Genomic DNA, 13,530 nt, shown 5'->3' with positions numbered 1-13,530 from the left:
TATAGCGGGCTGATGCCCAACGCCATCCGGCAAAGGAAGCCCATGACACTCAGCACGAAAATCGCCTGGGACGATACCGTCCTGCCCTTCCAGCTTGACGCTTCGGACATCCGCGGCCGTGTCGCGCGGCTCGACTCGACGCTCGAGCGGGTGCTGGAGCAGCACGACTACCCGCCAGAGATCGAGGCGCTGGTCGCCGAAGCCACTCTGCTGACGGCGATGATCGGCCAGACCATCAAGCTGCGCTGGAAACTGTCGTTGCAGGTGCGCGGCGACGGGCCCGCTCGCCTGATCGCCACCGACTACTACGCGCCGGGCGCCGACGGCTCGCCCGCGCAGATCCGGGCCTATGCCAGCTACGATGCCGACAAACTGCAATCGGGGGCCGACCCGTTCAGCCAGATCGGCAAGGGCTATTTCGCGGTCCTGATGGACCAGGGCGACGGCACCCATCCCTACCAGGGGATCACGCCCATCGCCGGCGGGTCTCTGTCGGCCTGCGCCGAGACGTATTTCGCCCAGTCCGAGCAGCTGCCGACCCGGTTCGCCCCCGCCTTCGGGCAGGCGCAGGAGCCGGGCCAGCTGACCGCGTGGCGCGCGGGGGGCATCATGCTGCAACACATGCCCAAGGCGTCGCCGCTGATGGCCAAGGGCGAAGGCGGCTCGGGCGACGCGGGCGTGATGCAGGCCGAGGATGTTCTGGACGGCGACGAGGCCGAGAACTGGAAGCGCGCGAACATGCTGCTGGACACCGTGGAAGAGACCGAGCTGATCGGCCCCCATGTCGCGCCCACCGACCTGCTGGTGCGCCTGTTCCACGAGGAAAAGCCGCGCGTGTTCGATGCGCAGCCGGTCACCTTCGGCTGCACCTGCTCGGCCGATCGCGTGCGCCAGAGCCTGTCGATCTACTCGGCCCGCGACATCGCGCACATGACGACCGAGGACGGCAAGGTCACCGCCGACTGCCAGTTCTGCGGCGCCCATTACGAGTTCGACCCCCGCACCCTGGGGTTCGAGGCGGAAATCGCACCGGGCGACGATGGATGACCTGCGCGCCCGTCTGCTGGCCGCCCTGGCCCGCGACACCGGGCCGTCTTCGGATTTCGATCTGAACGCGCCCGCGCGACCCCCGGCCATGGGGTTGCGCGGGGCCGGCGTGCTGGTGCCCGTCTGCGTCCGCACCGGCAGCGTGATCCTGACCAAGCGATCGTCCCAGCTCAGCCAGCATCCCGGCCAGATCGCGTTCCCGGGCGGCAAGATCGACCCGGGCGACCGGGACGCCACCGATGCCGCCCTGCGCGAAGCCGAGGAAGAGATCGGCCTGCCGCGCGACGCGGTCGAGATCATCGGCGCGCTGCCGCCCCACGAAACGGTCACGGGCTTCGCCATGCACCCCGTCCTCGGGTTCATCACCCGCCCGTTCGAGCCGCGGCCCGAGCCCGGCGAGGTCGCCGAGATCTTCCACGTGCCCTTCGATCACGTCACCGACCCGGCGCGGTTCAGCGTTCAGTCGCGCCGTTGGCGGGGGCAGCAAAGGCTCTATTACACCGTGCCCTACGGTCCATATTACATCTGGGGCGCCACCGCGCGGATCCTGCGGGGCCTGGCGCAGAGGGTATCGGCATGAAGATCACCGGCGCACCTTGGCTGGCAGCCGACGGCACCCAGCGCGTCCTGGCCACGCTCACCGGGGCGGGCCACCAGGCGCTGGCGGTGGGCGGCTGCGTGCGCAACCAGTTGATCGGGGCGCCGGTGGATGACGTGGACATCGCCACCGACGCGGTGCCCGAGCGGGTCATCGCCCTGGCCGAGGCCGCGGGCCTGAAACCGGTGCCCACGGGCATCGACCACGGCACCGTCACCGTGGTGGTGGAGGGCGAGGGCTACGAGGTCACGACCTTCCGCAAGGACGTGGACACAGACGGCCGTCACGCCACGGTCGCGTTTTCCGACCGGATCGAAGAGGACGCGGCCCGGCGCGATTTCACGATGAACGCGCTCTATGCCGATGCCGCCGGCACGGTTCTGGACCCATTGGGCGGCCTTCCGGACCTTCAGGCCCGGCGGGTCAGGTTCATCGGTGACGCGGAACAGCGTATCCGCGAGGATTATCTGCGCATCCTGCGCTATTTCCGGTTCCACGCATGGTACGGCGACCCCGAGCACGGCGTCGACGCCGAGGCGCTGGCCGCCTGCGCCGCGCTGGCCGAGGGATTGGAGCAGCTTTCGGCGGAACGGGTCGGCGCGGAGACGCTGAAGCTTCTCTCCGCGCCCGACCCCGCGCCCGCTGTCGCCTCGATGGCGCAATCGGGGATCCTTGCGCGGATCCTTCCGGGGGCTGATCCCGGATTGCTGGCGGTTCTCGTCCACCTTGAAGGCACGCTCGATGCCGCGCCGGACCCTCTGCGTCGGCTGGCCATTCTGGGCGGGGACGAGGCGCCCGAACGGCTGCGCCTGTCGCGCAAGCAGGCGGCCCGGCTGGCGCTGCTGCGCGACGGGGTCGGGGCCGAGGCCGGCACGGCGGAACTGGCCTGGCGACACGGGGCCGACACCGCCCGCGATATCGAGCTTTTGCGCGCGGCCAGCTTCTCGGCCCCGCTGCCGGCCGATCTGGGCGACCGGATCGCGCGCGGTGCGACCGCGCGGTTTCCCGTGCGCGGCGCCGACCTGGCGGGTGACTACGAGGGCCCCGAGATCGGCCGCAAGCTGGCCGAGCTGGAACGCCGCTGGATCGCGTCGGGCATGACGGCCAGCCGCGAAGACCTGCTGGGATGATCGACCCGCTTTACCTGTTCGTCTTCGCGGGCCTCTTCACGCCCGGCCCCAACGTGATCCTGCTGACCGCCTCGGGCGCGCGGTTCGGCATGGCGCGGACGCTGCCGCATGTGGCGGGCGTCGCGCTGGGCGTTGGCATCACGGCAGGGCTTACAGGTGCGGGTATCGGCGCGGTCCTTCTGGGGCGTCCGGCGCTGGAATGGGGTCTGAAACTGGCCGCCTGCGCGTGGATCCTGTGGATGGCCTGGGGTCTGGCCCGCCGCGCCCGGCGGCCGCGTGTCGAAGGCCGCGACCGGCCCTTCACGCTGATCGAGGCGGTGCTGTTCCAGTGGGTGAACCCCAAGGTCTGGGCCGTCGCGCTGGCCGCCGCGTCGGGCTATGCCGCGGGCTTGCCGCCGCTTGCCGAAGGCGCGCGTCTGGGCGCTGCCTTCGCGGGGATCAACCTCGGCGTCTGCCTGTTCTGGACGGGTGCGGGCCACCTGCTGACGGCCCTGTTGTCCAGCGACGCGGCCTGGGCCATCTTCCTGCGGATCATGGCCGCCGCGCTTGCGCTGTCGGCGTTGGCCGTCTTTCTTTGACCTGAACACGGGATCGTGCGCGCAATCGCGGACGCATCGCCTATGTTGCCCGGAATGTCATTGCACCGTTTCAGCCCCACGCGCCTTTTGCGCCCGCTTTCCGACCTGATCGACGCCTTCGCGCCCGCCGACGGCCCGCCGCCGCGGACGCTGGGCGCGTTCATGGGCTGGGCCTTGGCCGGGGCGTGGCCGTGGCTATCGATCGCCGCCGTGGTGTCGGCGCTGGCCGGCGGGGCCGAGGTGGTGACCGCCCTGCTTCTGGGCTGGATCATCGACTCGGCCGCCGGGACCGCGACGCCGGGATACCTGGCCGAGAACGCCACGCTGCTGGTCGGGGCGCTGCTGTTCTTCGTAGTCGTCCGCCCGGCCCTGTTCGGGGCCAGCGCGACGGCCAACGCCGTCATCGTGTCGCCCAACGTGAACCCGCTGGTCCTGAGCCGCCTGCACCGCTGGACGCTGGGCCAGGCCGTCACCTTCTTCGACGACGATTTCGCCGGGCGCATCGCGCAGAAGCAGATGCAGACCAGCCGCGCGATCACCGATGTGGCGTCCGAGATGATCAACGTGGTGGCCTTCGCTCTTGCGACCCTGATCGGCTCGGTCTTCCTGCTGACGACGATCAGCGTGTGGATGGCAGTCGGGCTGGCCGTGTGGTGCGTGGGGTACTTTGCCCTGATCCGCTGGTTCATGCCGCGCATCCGGGTGCGGGCCAAGGCGCGGGCGGGCGCGCGGGCCATGGTGTCGGGGCAGGTGGTCGACACGATCACCAACATCAAGACGGTCAAGCTGTTCGCCCATGCCGATCACGAGGACCGTGCCGCGCTGGGCGCGATTTCGACGTTCCGCGACAAGGTTGTGGATTTCGGCCTGCTGACCGCGGGCTTCCGTTTCTCGCTCATGGCGCTGGCCGGCATCCTGCCGATCCTTCTGATCGGCGGCACCATCGTTCTGTGGACGCGGGGGATCGCGACGCCGGGCGACATCGCCGCGGCCGGTGCGATCTCGATCCGGATCGCGCAGATGACGGGTTGGGTGTCGTTCACGCTGATGGCGATCTATTCCAATGTGGGCGAGGTCGAGGATGGCATGAACACCCTGACGCCGCCGCACACGCTGACCGATGCCGACGCGGCGGACGCGTTGCCCCACGGCGGTGCGATCGGGTTCGAGGACCTGCGGTTCACCTACGGGCGCGGCGCGGGCGGGATCGAGCAGTTGGACCTGACCGTCGCGCAGGGCGAGAAGATCGGCGTCGTCGGCGCCTCGGGGGCGGGCAAGTCCACGCTGGTGGCGCTACTCCTGCGGCTCTACGACCCCGAACGGGGGCGCATCACCGTGGACGGGCGCGATATCCGCGAGGTGACGCAGGAAAGCCTGCGCCGCCAGATCGGCATGGTCACGCAGGAAACGGCCATGTTCAACCGCTCGGCCCGCGAGAACATCCTTTACGGTCGCCCCGACGCCACCGAGGACGAGATGATCGCCGCCGCCCGCAAGGCCGAGGCGCACGAGTTCATCCTCGACCTGCAGGACTTCAAGGGGCGCACCGGCTACGACGCGCATCTGGGCGAGCGGGGCGTGAAGCTTTCGGGCGGACAGCGACAGCGGATCGCGCTGGCCCGCGCGCTGCTGAAGGACGCGCCGATCCTCGTGCTGGACGAGGCGACCAGCGCGCTCGACAGCGAGGTCGAGGCGTCGATCCAGGCCGCGCTGGAGCGCGCGATGGAGGGCAAGACCGTGCTGGCCATCGCGCACCGCCTGTCGACCATCGCCCGGATGGACCGGATCGTGGTGCTGGAACAGGGCCGCATCGTCGAGGAAGGCACCCACGAGGCGCTGTTGGCGCAGGGTGGTACCTATGCCCGCTACTGGAAGCGGCAGTCGGGCGGGTTCATGGGCTATTCCGAGGCCGCGGAATAGGCTAGGGCCGCCCGATGGAGACCGTGACCATCACCCGCCTGGGCCATCTTGGCGACGGCATCGCCCCCGGCCCCGTTTTCGTCCCGCGCGCCCTGCCGAACGAAACGGTGCGCGGCCGCGTCATGGGCGACCGGATGCCGATCCCCGAGATCGTGACGCCGTCGCCCGAGCGCGTGACGCCCGCCTGCCCGCATTACGACCGCTGCGGGGCCTGCGCGCTGATGCATGCCTCGGATACTTTCGTGGCACGGTTCAAGGTGCGGGTGGTGGCGCAGGCGTTGGCGGCGCAGGGCCTGCCCGCGCCGATCACCGGCATCGCGACCTCGCCGCCCGCCTCGCGCCGGCGCGCCGTGCTGTCGGCCCGTCGCAGCCGCGACGGGGTCGAGATCGGGTTCCACGAACGGGCGTCGGACCGGATCGTGCCCGTGCCCCATTGCCGGGTGCTGGTCCCGCAGATCGTGAAGGCCCTGCCGGTCCTCTCCGACCTTGTGGCGGCGGGCGCGGGGCGCAAGGACACCCTGTCGCTGGCCGTGACCCACGGCCCGGCCGGGCTGGACGTGGTGGTGTCGGGCGGGAAAGAGCCGGATCGCGCCCTTTCGGAAGAGCTGGCGCGCATCGCCGGGGCGGCCGACCTGGCGCGGCTGACATGGGGCGACATCCCCATCGCCCAGGCGCGGCCACCGCACCAGATGTTCGGCGACGTGGCCTGCGTGCCGCCCCCGGGCGCGTTCCTGCAAGCCACCAAGTCGGGCGAGGCCGCCCTGTGGCGCGCCGTCAGAGACATCGTGGGCGACGCGAAGCGTGTCGCCGACCTGTTCGCGGGCTGCGGCACCTTCGCGCTGCCCCTGTCCCGCCAGGCCGAAGTCGTCGCGGTCGAAGGGCTACGCAGCCTGTCCGATGCCACCCGCGCCGCCTGGCAGAAGGCCGGCGGGCTGCATGCGCTCGAGGCCGAGACGCGCGACCTGTTCCAGCGCCCGCTGCTGGCCTCGGAGCTGGGCCGCCTCGACGCCGTGCTCATCGACCCGCCCCGCGCCGGGGCCGAGGCGCAGTTCGCGGAACTGGCCCAAAGCGACGTTCCGGTGATCGCCGCGGTGTCCTGCAACCCGGTAACGTTCGCCCGCGACGTGGCGATCGCGCAGCGCGGCGGCTATCGGCTGAAATCGGTGAAGGTCGTCGACCAGTTCCGTTGGTCGCCCCACGTGGAACTCGTCGCCCACCTGTCGCGCTGATTTTGCAACGTGCCCGCCGCTCACGCCTATGTGAGAGGCAAGGGATATTCGGTGTCGCGTGGGAGTTTGCTATGGTCCGCGCCATCGAGGCACATCCAAGGGCGAGCAGACCCCATGTCCATCATCAGATCCGTTCTGATCACGCTGTCGCTGGTCATCCTGACGGGATGCGCAGCGCCATCGAAATTCCGCAGCTATGACGGCCCGGAAGTCACCCGCGTCGTTCTGCTGAAAGAGGCGCGTCAGTTGCAACTGCTGCACAACGGGACGCCCCTGAAGGTCTACAATGTCGGCCTGGGTTTCGCGCCCGAGGGCCACAAGCAGGTCGAGGGCGACGGCAAGACGCCCGAGGGGCATTACCTGATCGATCGCCGCAACCCCAACAGCCGGTATCATCTGTCGGTGGGCATCTCGTATCCCAACGCGCGGGATATCGAGGTCGCACGCGGTCTGGGACGTCCCGCCGGGGGTGATATTTTCATCCACGGCCGGGGCGAGAACGTGCCCAAGGGCGCGACGGGCGACTGGACCTGGGGCTGCATCGCCGTCACCGATGACGAGATCGAAGAGATCTACGCCATGGTCCAGGACGGCACGCCGATCAGCATCTTCCCCTGAACCGCGTCTCGGCCGGCCCGCCGGGCTGGCTCAGAACCCGTTGGCTTGGGCGAAGGTCTGCGGGGCGCCGGTGACCATGGTCCACCAGATCTTGCCGCTGGGCTCCTGGAACCACGAGAACCCCAGATCGCGGGCGCGCGGATCGGTGATGATGTCGCGCTGGTCGGGCGATTCGAGCCAGGCCGACAGGGTTTCCAGCTCGGTCTCGTAGGTTTCCGAGATGTTTTCGCCGAGCAGCTCGCCGCGGTAGCCCACGCGACGCACGCGCTCCAGCGGCGACGATCCGTCCGACCCGAAATGCCAGGGCCGGTTCTGGACCGACATGTCGCGGCTGTGGGTGGCCGCGGCGGCCGTGAGTTCGGCGTTCAGCGCAACGGGCGGGGCACCGGCGGCCTGGCGCACGGCGTTCACCCCGTCGAGGAACCGGATTTGGACCCGGTCCGAATCCGCTTCGCTGATCCGGTAGACCTGCGGCAGCGGTCGTCCGTCGGCGGCAACGCGCGGCGCGGGTGGTGGTGGTGCCGCGCAAGCCGACAGGACCGCGACGCCGATGGCCAGTGGTGCGAAAATTCGATACATGCCGAAACCGTTGTAATCCCTTCGCGTCTCAATAGCGGTAACGCGACCGGGATGCCATTTTCCGTTTCGGCGCCGTTGCGCGGATTGACGCCGGTTTGATTTGCAAGGATCCGCCGGCCTCCTTATTTTGCACACCTGAAGCAGCCAAGATCACAAAGGTGCGACACGCCATGACCCGTCACCCCTCGGATATCCTGAACCGCCGCTGGTTCCTTGGCGGCGCAGCCGCGGCAGCGACCACGTTCGCGGCGCCCGCAATCGCGCAGACGTCGAACTCGACCGAGTTCCGGTCCCAGATCTCGGGCGTCACCCGTCGCAACGCGTCCAGCTTCCGGACGCTGCACTGGCGGCCCTACTTCGATTCGCTGGCCAACGGCGCGATCCTTGTCGATATCACCTCGCGCGCGCTGCACTACTGGAACGAGGACGAATCGATCTACAAGCTGTATCCGACCTCGGTGCCGCAGACCGATGACCTGACCCGCAAGGGCCGGACCGAGGTCATCCGCAAGGTCGAGGGGCCGAGCTGGGCGCCCACGCCGGCCATGAAAGAGCGGAATCCCGAGTGGCCCGACTTCATCGGCCCCGGCCCGGACAATCCGCTGGGAACGCACGCATTGTATCTTTCGTGGCAATATTACCGGATTCACGGCACCCAGGACACGCGCAAGATCGGACGGCGGTCGTCGAACGGCTGCATCGGCCTGTACAACAACCATATCGAAGAGCTTTACGGCCTCGCCAAGTCCGGAACCCAAGTGTTGCTAATTTGACGAATTGCCGGAGCGTGGGAACCGTTCAAGCGTTTCAATTCTTTGCAATACGTTGTCGATGTTGCTTATACCGTCGATGAGGTACAGTCTTGGGTGCCTGCTGCCGCCTCGTTTCAAACTAGGCACCAGGCTAATTACTGGAGATACACCATGAAGAAGATTGCTCTTGCCGCTGCCCTGTCCGTCGCCGCCACCGGTGCGTTTGCGGGCGGTATGGTCGAGCCCATGATGGAGCCGGCCGTCGTCGTTGAAGAATCGTCCAGCTCGTCGGCCGGGATCGTTATCCCGCTGCTGCTGCTGGCCGTCGTGGCTGTTGCCGCTGCCGACTGATCCAGTCGAACGGTATTACGCTTTTGGAGACGGCCGGACCCAGTGTCCGGCCGTTTTCCTTTTGAAATAGAGGTTCGGGCGCCGCGAAGGCCCCAGCGTCACCCGGGCCGTGGCCTGGGTCGATCAGACCCAGCCCGCCAGGTTCTCCTCGATCACCTCGACCAGCGCTTCCATGTGGGCGTCGTCCTCGTTGAGGCACGGGATGTAGGTGAAGTGCTCACCGCCCGCTTCCTCGAAGCTTTCGCGGATCTCTTCGTTGATCTCTTCCAGCGTCTCGATGCAGTCGGCCGAGAAGGCGGGCGCGATCACCGCGATGCGCTTCTTGCCGTGCTCGGCCAGGCGGGCGACCTCTTCCACGGTATAGGGCTTCAGCCATTCCTCGGGACCGAATCGCGACTGGAACGTGGTGACGATGTCGGTATCCGCCCAGCCCAGCCGCTCCTTCAGCAGGCGCGAGGTCTTCTGGCACTGGCAGTGGTAGGGGTCGCCTTCCATCAGGTAGCGCTGGGGCACCCCATGATAGGACGCGACCAGCACGTCAGGCTTCGTCTCCATCGCGCCATAGGCCCGCTCCACCGACCTGGCGAGGGCGTCGATATAGCTCGGGTGCTCGAAATAGGCGGGGACGGTGCGGACCGACGGCTGCCACTTCTCGGCCATCAGGGCGCGGAAGAACTGGTCGTTCGCCGTGGCCGTCGTCGCGCCCGCGTATTGCGGGTAGAGCGGGAAGAACACGATTCGCGTGCAGCCCGCCTGGATCATCTCGCGCACCTTCGACCGGGTCGACGGGTTGCCGTAGCGCATGCAGAAATCGACCACGAGCTTGTCGCCGTGGGCGCCGACCAACCGATCCCTGATCTTTGAGACCTGCGCCTTGGTGATGGTCAGAAGGGGGCTTTCGCCCGCGTCCTCGTTCCAGATCGACTTGTAGGCGGCCCCGCTGGAAAAGGGCCGCTTGGTCAGGATCACGGCCTGCAGCAGCGGCTGCCAGATCCACGCCGAGTAATCGACCACGCGCTTGTCGGACAGGAACTCGTTCAGGTAACGGCGCATGTTCCAGTAGTCATAGCCGTCGGGCGTGCCGAGGTTGGCCAGCAGCACGCCGGTCTTGGCCGGCGGGATCTTCGGGTGGTCGTCGGGCGCATGAACGGGGCAGGTCGCCCCCTCTTCGATGAACATCGGGGTCCCATCGGGGGCGCGTGCATCCAGCATGGTCTTCATCCTCTCGACAACGCAGGCTCAGATAAAGGCTTTCCCACGGGGGTCAATCGCCTGACCGGCGCGAATCGTCGCGCAGGCTTGTCTCGTCTGTGCCCAACACATCGGCCAGCCGGGCCTTGGCCGACCCCGGCCGCAGCGGTTTCTGCTGGCTTTCGTCGGGGGCCCAGCCCGACAGGAACACCAGCTCGAAGGTCGCCACGATGCGGTCGGCGTCGTCGCTGGCCGGGAAGCTGGCGGCATAGGTCTGCGCGGCCTGCCGCAGGACAGCGCGGGGCAGAGGGCGCGGGTCGCGCGCGGCCATGGCGTTGCCTTCGCCCATGTGGCGCAGGTCGCGGACCAGCGCAGCCAGGTCGGCGTAGTCCACCTTGATCGGGTCGGTATCTGCCACGGGCAGCGCCAGGCCCGCCCGCTGGATCAGGCCACCCAGGTCGCGGATCTCGGCCATGGGCAGCACGCGCGGGGCGATCCCCCCGCTGACGATGCTTTCGGCATGGGCCAGCACGCTGCGCAGCTCGGACAGGGTCTGGCCACCGAAGCAGACCCCCAGGAACAGGCCGTCGGGCTGCAGCGCCAGGCGGCACTGGGCCATCTGGCCCACCGGGTCATCGGCCCAGTGCAGCGCCATGGCGTGGATGACCAGGTCGTGGCGTCCACGCTCCAGCGCCAGAACCTCGTCATCCGCCACGATGGTCGCGCCCGGGAAGCGTGCCGACCAGAATTCGGGATGGCCGGTCACCACGGCGATGGCGGTAAAGGTTCTGTTAACCTCTTCCAGTCTCTCCTCGAGCTGGTCCGCGGCATAGCCGTGGAGGAACAGCGCATCGGCGCGGGCGCGGCGGCGGGACTGCTCAAGGCGGTCGCGGTCGGTGAGGCGGCGTGTCTCGCGGGTCATGGGGTTGGAGGTAAGCACCTTCCATGCTGGTTCAATCGGTGATCGATGCCGTCTTTCCGCGGCAATGCGCAACCTGCGATGCGACCGTCGACGCCGTGGGCGCGCTGTGCGGGCCGTGCTGGCGCGACACGCCGTTCATCCTGGGCCTTGGCTGCGACACCTGCGGGGCGCCACTGCCCGGCGACGACGACCGCCCGGTCACCTGCGACGACTGCCTGTACATCGCCCGGCCCTGGAGCCGGGGGCGGTCCGCCTTGCTCTACAGCGACCGGGGGCGGCAGGTGGTGCTGTCGATCAAGCACGGCGACCGGCTGGACCTTGTGCCGGGGGCCGGAACGTGGATGGCGCGCCGAGCGCAGGGGTTGGTCCGCCACGACAGCCTCGTGGTGCCGGTGCCCGCGCATTGGAGCCGCACGCTGGCGCGCCGCTACAACCAGGCGGCTGAGCTTGGCGGGGCGCTGGCCCGCGCGCTCGACCTGCCGCACGCGCCAACCGCCCTCGTTCGCACCCGGCGCACACAGGTGCAGGACGGCAAGACCCTTGCCAGCCGCTTTTCCGACCTCGAAGGCTGCATGACCGTGCATCCGAAACATGGCGGTGTGCTGCGGGGGCGGGCCGTCCTGCTGGTCGACGACGTCATGACATCGGGCGCGACGCTGGCCGCCGCGGCTGAGGCGGCGTTGGCGGGCGGCGCGGCGCGTGTCGACGTGGTGACACTGGCACGGGCGGTGAAGGACCCCTAGATACCGGGAAACACGCATTTTCCGAGGGGATCCAAAATGGCCCAGATCGAGATCTACACCACGCCGCTCTGTGGTTTCTGCCATGCCGCCAAGCGCCTGCTGAACAGCAAGGACGCCGGCTTCACCGAAATCGACGTCTCGCGCGATGGCGAGCTGCGCCAGAAGATGATGGACCGCGCGAACGGTCGTCACACCGTTCCGCAGATCTTCATCGACGGCACCCACGTGGGCGGCTTCGACGACCTTGCCGCGCTGGAACGGCAGGGCAAGCTGGACCCGATGCTGGCCGCCTGAGCCATGCGCGCCGCGCTGATCCAGCTGACCAGCAGCGATGACCCGGCGGCGAACCTGCCGGTGACGCGCGGGCTAGTGGCGCGTGCGGCCACCGATGGCGCGGAATTCGTCACCACGCCCGAGGTCACCAATTGCGTGTCGGCGGACCGCGCGCATCAGCAGCGCGTGCTGACCACCGAGGAAGACGACCCGACGCTGGCCGCCCTGCGCGAAGACGCGGCGCGGCTGGGCGTCTGGCTGCATATCGGATCGCTGGGTATCGCCAGCGGTGACGCGGACGGGCGCCTGGCGAACCGGGGGTTCCTGATCGGACCCGATGGCGGGATCGCCGCCCGTTACGACAAGATCCACATGTTCGACGTGCAGGTGAGCGAGACCGAGACCTATCGCGAATCGGCCGGCTACCGTCCCGGCGACCGGGCGGTTTTGGCGCAAACGCCGCTGGCCGCCTTCGGCCTGACGATCTGCTACGACCTGCGCTTCCCGCAGCTGCACCGCGCGCTGGCACAGGCGGGGGCCGAGGTTCTGCTGGTGCCGGCGGCCTTCTCGCCGCTGACGGGGCAGGCCCACTGGGAGGTCCTGCTGCGCGCCCGCGCGATCGAGACGGGGTGCTTCGTTCTGGCCGCTGCCCAGACGGGTCAGCACATCGCCAGCGCCGGGCGTGCGCGGCGCACGCACGGTCATTCGTTGGCCATTGCCCCGTGGGGCGAAGTGATCGCGGACGCGGGAACCGCGCCCGGCGTCACCATGGTGGACCTCGATCTGGAAAGGTTGGCCGAAGCGCGGGGCAAGGTGCCCAGCCTGACCCACGACCGCCCCTTCGACGCGCCCTAGTCGCGGACCGCCGTCATGGCGTAGTTCACCGCGAAATCCCGGTCGGACAGCCGCCAGCCCCAGGTGATGGGGTTGAAGACGAACCCCGTCCGGTCGACGGGCGACAGCCCCGCCGCGCGGAGGTGGCCGTCCAGCTCGTCCGGAGTGATGAATTTCGACCAGTCATGGGTGCCCTTCGGCAGCCATCGCATGATCCACTCGGCGCCGAGGATGGCCGCGCCGAAACTTTTCGTGGTACGGTTCAGGGTCGATACGATCAGCAGCCCGCCCGGAGTCAGCAGGTCGTGGCACGCGCGCAGGAAGGCGGGCACATCGGCCACGTGCTCGACGATTTCCATGGCCAGCACCACGTCGAACCGCGCGCCTTCGGCCGCCAGCGCCTCGGCCGTCCGGGCGCGATAGTCGATGGCGAGGTCCTGCTCGGCGGCGTGGACGCGGGCGACCTCGATATTGCGCTCGGCCGCGTCGGCGCCGGTGACCGTGGCGCCCAGCCGGGCCATTGGTTCGGACAGAAGGCCGCCGCCGCACCCGATATCCAGCAGCGACAGGTCGCGAAACGGCGTTTCCGATGCGCGGTCGCGGTCGAACTGCACGGCAACCTGGCGGCAGATGTGATCCAGCCGGACCGGGTTCATCATGTGAAGCGGCTTGAACTTCCCCTCGGGGTCCCACCACTCGGCCGCCATGGCGCTGAACTTCTCGATTTCCTGCGGGTCGACGGTGCTGGTCAAGTCGGGCCTCATT

Annotated in this window: 16 protein-coding genes; 12 read left to right on the top strand and 4 right to left on the bottom strand. The window is 68.7% G+C overall.

The annotated features are described in order from the left end of the window. Positions 1-42 precede the first annotated feature (42 nt). From hslO to BUB76_RS03500, 7 genes are all read left to right on the top strand, one after another. A complete protein-coding gene (hslO, locus tag BUB76_RS03530; protein WP_073126799.1) occupies positions 43-1,047 on the top strand; it encodes an Hsp33 family molecular chaperone HslO in 1,005 nt (334 codons plus the stop codon). After that, the gene (locus BUB76_RS03525) at positions 1,040-1,627 is read left to right on the top strand and encodes a CoA pyrophosphatase (protein ID WP_073126797.1); all 588 of its coding nucleotides are present in this window, start codon (positions 1,040-1,042) and stop codon (positions 1,625-1,627) included. The genes hslO and BUB76_RS03525 overlap by 8 nt, the downstream gene beginning before the upstream one ends. Further along, entirely contained in the window at positions 1,624-2,775 is a 1,152-nt protein-coding gene (locus tag BUB76_RS03520; protein ID WP_073126795.1) for a CCA tRNA nucleotidyltransferase, read from the top strand. Before BUB76_RS03525 ends, BUB76_RS03520 begins: the two co-directional genes overlap by 4 nt. After that, complete coding sequence (locus tag BUB76_RS03515) at positions 2,772-3,353, top strand: LysE family translocator (protein ID WP_073126793.1); 582 nt, start codon at positions 2,772-2,774, stop codon at positions 3,351-3,353. Before BUB76_RS03520 ends, BUB76_RS03515 begins: the two co-directional genes overlap by 4 nt. A 54-nt stretch (positions 3,354-3,407) precedes the next feature. Beyond that, positions 3,408-5,273: an ABC transporter ATP-binding protein gene (locus tag BUB76_RS03510; protein WP_073126792.1), complete on the top strand. Its 1,866-nt coding sequence runs from the start codon at positions 3,408-3,410 to the stop codon at positions 5,271-5,273. A gap of 14 nt (positions 5,274-5,287) precedes the next feature. Further along, the gene (locus tag BUB76_RS03505) at positions 5,288-6,502 is read left to right on the top strand and encodes a class I SAM-dependent RNA methyltransferase (protein WP_073126791.1); all 1,215 of its coding nucleotides are present in this window, start codon (positions 5,288-5,290) and stop codon (positions 6,500-6,502) included. A 114-nt stretch (positions 6,503-6,616) separates the two neighbouring features. Next, a complete protein-coding gene (locus BUB76_RS03500; RefSeq protein WP_073126790.1) occupies positions 6,617-7,120 on the top strand; it encodes a L,D-transpeptidase family protein in 504 nt (167 codons plus the stop codon). Between the two features lie 30 nt (positions 7,121-7,150). Here the strand turns inward: BUB76_RS03500 and dalA are convergent, their stop codons facing one another. Continuing rightward, a complete protein-coding gene (gene dalA, locus BUB76_RS03495; RefSeq protein ID WP_073126788.1) occupies positions 7,151-7,699 on the bottom strand; it encodes a divisome-associated lipoprotein DalA in 549 nt (182 codons plus the stop codon). 170 nt (positions 7,700-7,869) lie between these two features. Here dalA and BUB76_RS03490 point away from each other — a divergent pair, with 170 nt between their 5' ends. Further along, positions 7,870-8,472 carry a L,D-transpeptidase gene (locus tag BUB76_RS03490; RefSeq protein WP_073126786.1) on the top strand — a complete coding sequence of 201 codons (603 nt, stop codon included), beginning with the start codon at positions 7,870-7,872 and terminating at the stop codon, positions 8,470-8,472. 150 nt (positions 8,473-8,622) lie between these two features. After that, complete coding sequence (locus BUB76_RS03485) at positions 8,623-8,802, top strand: hypothetical protein (protein WP_073126783.1); 180 nt, start codon at positions 8,623-8,625, stop codon at positions 8,800-8,802. Positions 8,803-8,925: 123 nt separating this feature from the next. Here BUB76_RS03485 and hemH read toward each other — a convergent pair whose 3' ends face one another. Beyond that, positions 8,926-10,014 (bottom strand): ferrochelatase, encoded by a 1,089-nt coding sequence (hemH, locus tag BUB76_RS03480; protein WP_084140517.1) that lies wholly within the window; start codon positions 10,012-10,014, stop codon positions 8,926-8,928. 52 nt (positions 10,015-10,066) lie between these two features. Then, positions 10,067-10,915 (bottom strand): methyltransferase domain-containing protein, encoded by an 849-nt coding sequence (locus tag BUB76_RS03475; protein ID WP_073126781.1) that lies wholly within the window; start codon positions 10,913-10,915, stop codon positions 10,067-10,069. Positions 10,916-10,938: 23 nt separating this feature from the next. Here BUB76_RS03475 and BUB76_RS03470 point away from each other — a divergent pair, with 23 nt between their 5' ends. The 3 genes from BUB76_RS03470 to BUB76_RS03460 are packed head-to-tail and all read left to right on the top strand — an operon-like array spanning position 10,939 to position 12,786. Next, a complete protein-coding gene (locus BUB76_RS03470) occupies positions 10,939-11,658 on the top strand; it encodes a ComF family protein (protein WP_073126779.1) in 720 nt (239 codons plus the stop codon). Positions 11,659-11,694: 36 nt separating this feature from the next. Then, a complete protein-coding gene (gene grxC / locus BUB76_RS03465) occupies positions 11,695-11,952 on the top strand; it encodes a glutaredoxin 3 (RefSeq protein WP_073126776.1) in 258 nt (85 codons plus the stop codon). 3 nt (positions 11,953-11,955) lie between these two features. Next, positions 11,956-12,786, top strand: coding sequence for a carbon-nitrogen hydrolase family protein (locus BUB76_RS03460; protein ID WP_073126774.1), 831 nt, complete (start codon positions 11,956-11,958; stop codon positions 12,784-12,786). Here BUB76_RS03460 and ubiG read toward each other — a convergent pair. Beyond that, positions 12,783-13,529, bottom strand: coding sequence for a bifunctional 2-polyprenyl-6-hydroxyphenol methylase/3-demethylubiquinol 3-O-methyltransferase UbiG (gene ubiG, locus BUB76_RS03455; RefSeq protein ID WP_073127513.1), 747 nt, complete (start codon positions 13,527-13,529; stop codon positions 12,783-12,785). The two genes, BUB76_RS03460 and ubiG, sit on opposite strands and share 4 nt — an antisense overlap. Position 13,530: the final 1 nt, after the last annotated feature.

It is taken from the genome of Palleronia salina, assembly GCF_900141995.1.
GTDB lineage: Bacteria > Pseudomonadota > Alphaproteobacteria > Rhodobacterales > Rhodobacteraceae > Palleronia > Palleronia salina.
Note: the sequence above shows the minus strand (reverse complement) of the source record. Positions and strands in the feature narration are given on the sequence as shown.

Coding starts and splice junctions, on each gene's coding strand:
- hslO (WP_073126799.1), top strand. CDS start 43: ATGACACTCAGCACGAAAATCGCCTGGGACGATACCGTCCTGCCCTTC.
- BUB76_RS03525 (WP_073126797.1), top strand. CDS start 1,040: ATGGATGACCTGCGCGCCCGTCTGCTGGCCGCCCTGGCCCGCGACACC.
- BUB76_RS03520 (WP_073126795.1), top strand. CDS start 1,624: ATGAAGATCACCGGCGCACCTTGGCTGGCAGCCGACGGCACCCAGCGC.
- BUB76_RS03515 (WP_073126793.1), top strand. CDS start 2,772: ATGATCGACCCGCTTTACCTGTTCGTCTTCGCGGGCCTCTTCACGCCC.
- BUB76_RS03510 (WP_073126792.1), top strand. CDS start 3,408: ATGTCATTGCACCGTTTCAGCCCCACGCGCCTTTTGCGCCCGCTTTCC.
- BUB76_RS03505 (WP_073126791.1), top strand. CDS start 5,288: ATGGAGACCGTGACCATCACCCGCCTGGGCCATCTTGGCGACGGCATC.
- BUB76_RS03500 (WP_073126790.1), top strand. CDS start 6,617: ATGTCCATCATCAGATCCGTTCTGATCACGCTGTCGCTGGTCATCCTG.
- dalA (WP_073126788.1), bottom strand. CDS start 7,699: ATGTATCGAATTTTCGCACCACTGGCCATCGGCGTCGCGGTCCTGTCG.
- BUB76_RS03490 (WP_073126786.1), top strand. CDS start 7,870: ATGACCCGTCACCCCTCGGATATCCTGAACCGCCGCTGGTTCCTTGGC.
- BUB76_RS03485 (WP_073126783.1), top strand. CDS start 8,623: ATGAAGAAGATTGCTCTTGCCGCTGCCCTGTCCGTCGCCGCCACCGGT.
- hemH (WP_084140517.1), bottom strand. CDS start 10,014: ATGCTGGATGCACGCGCCCCCGATGGGACCCCGATGTTCATCGAAGAG.
- BUB76_RS03475 (WP_073126781.1), bottom strand. CDS start 10,915: ATGACCCGCGAGACACGCCGCCTCACCGACCGCGACCGCCTTGAGCAG.
- BUB76_RS03470 (WP_073126779.1), top strand. CDS start 10,939: ATGCTGGTTCAATCGGTGATCGATGCCGTCTTTCCGCGGCAATGCGCA.
- grxC (WP_073126776.1), top strand. CDS start 11,695: ATGGCCCAGATCGAGATCTACACCACGCCGCTCTGTGGTTTCTGCCAT.
- BUB76_RS03460 (WP_073126774.1), top strand. CDS start 11,956: ATGCGCGCCGCGCTGATCCAGCTGACCAGCAGCGATGACCCGGCGGCG.
- ubiG (WP_073127513.1), bottom strand. CDS start 13,529: ATGAGGCCCGACTTGACCAGCACCGTCGACCCGCAGGAAATCGAGAAG.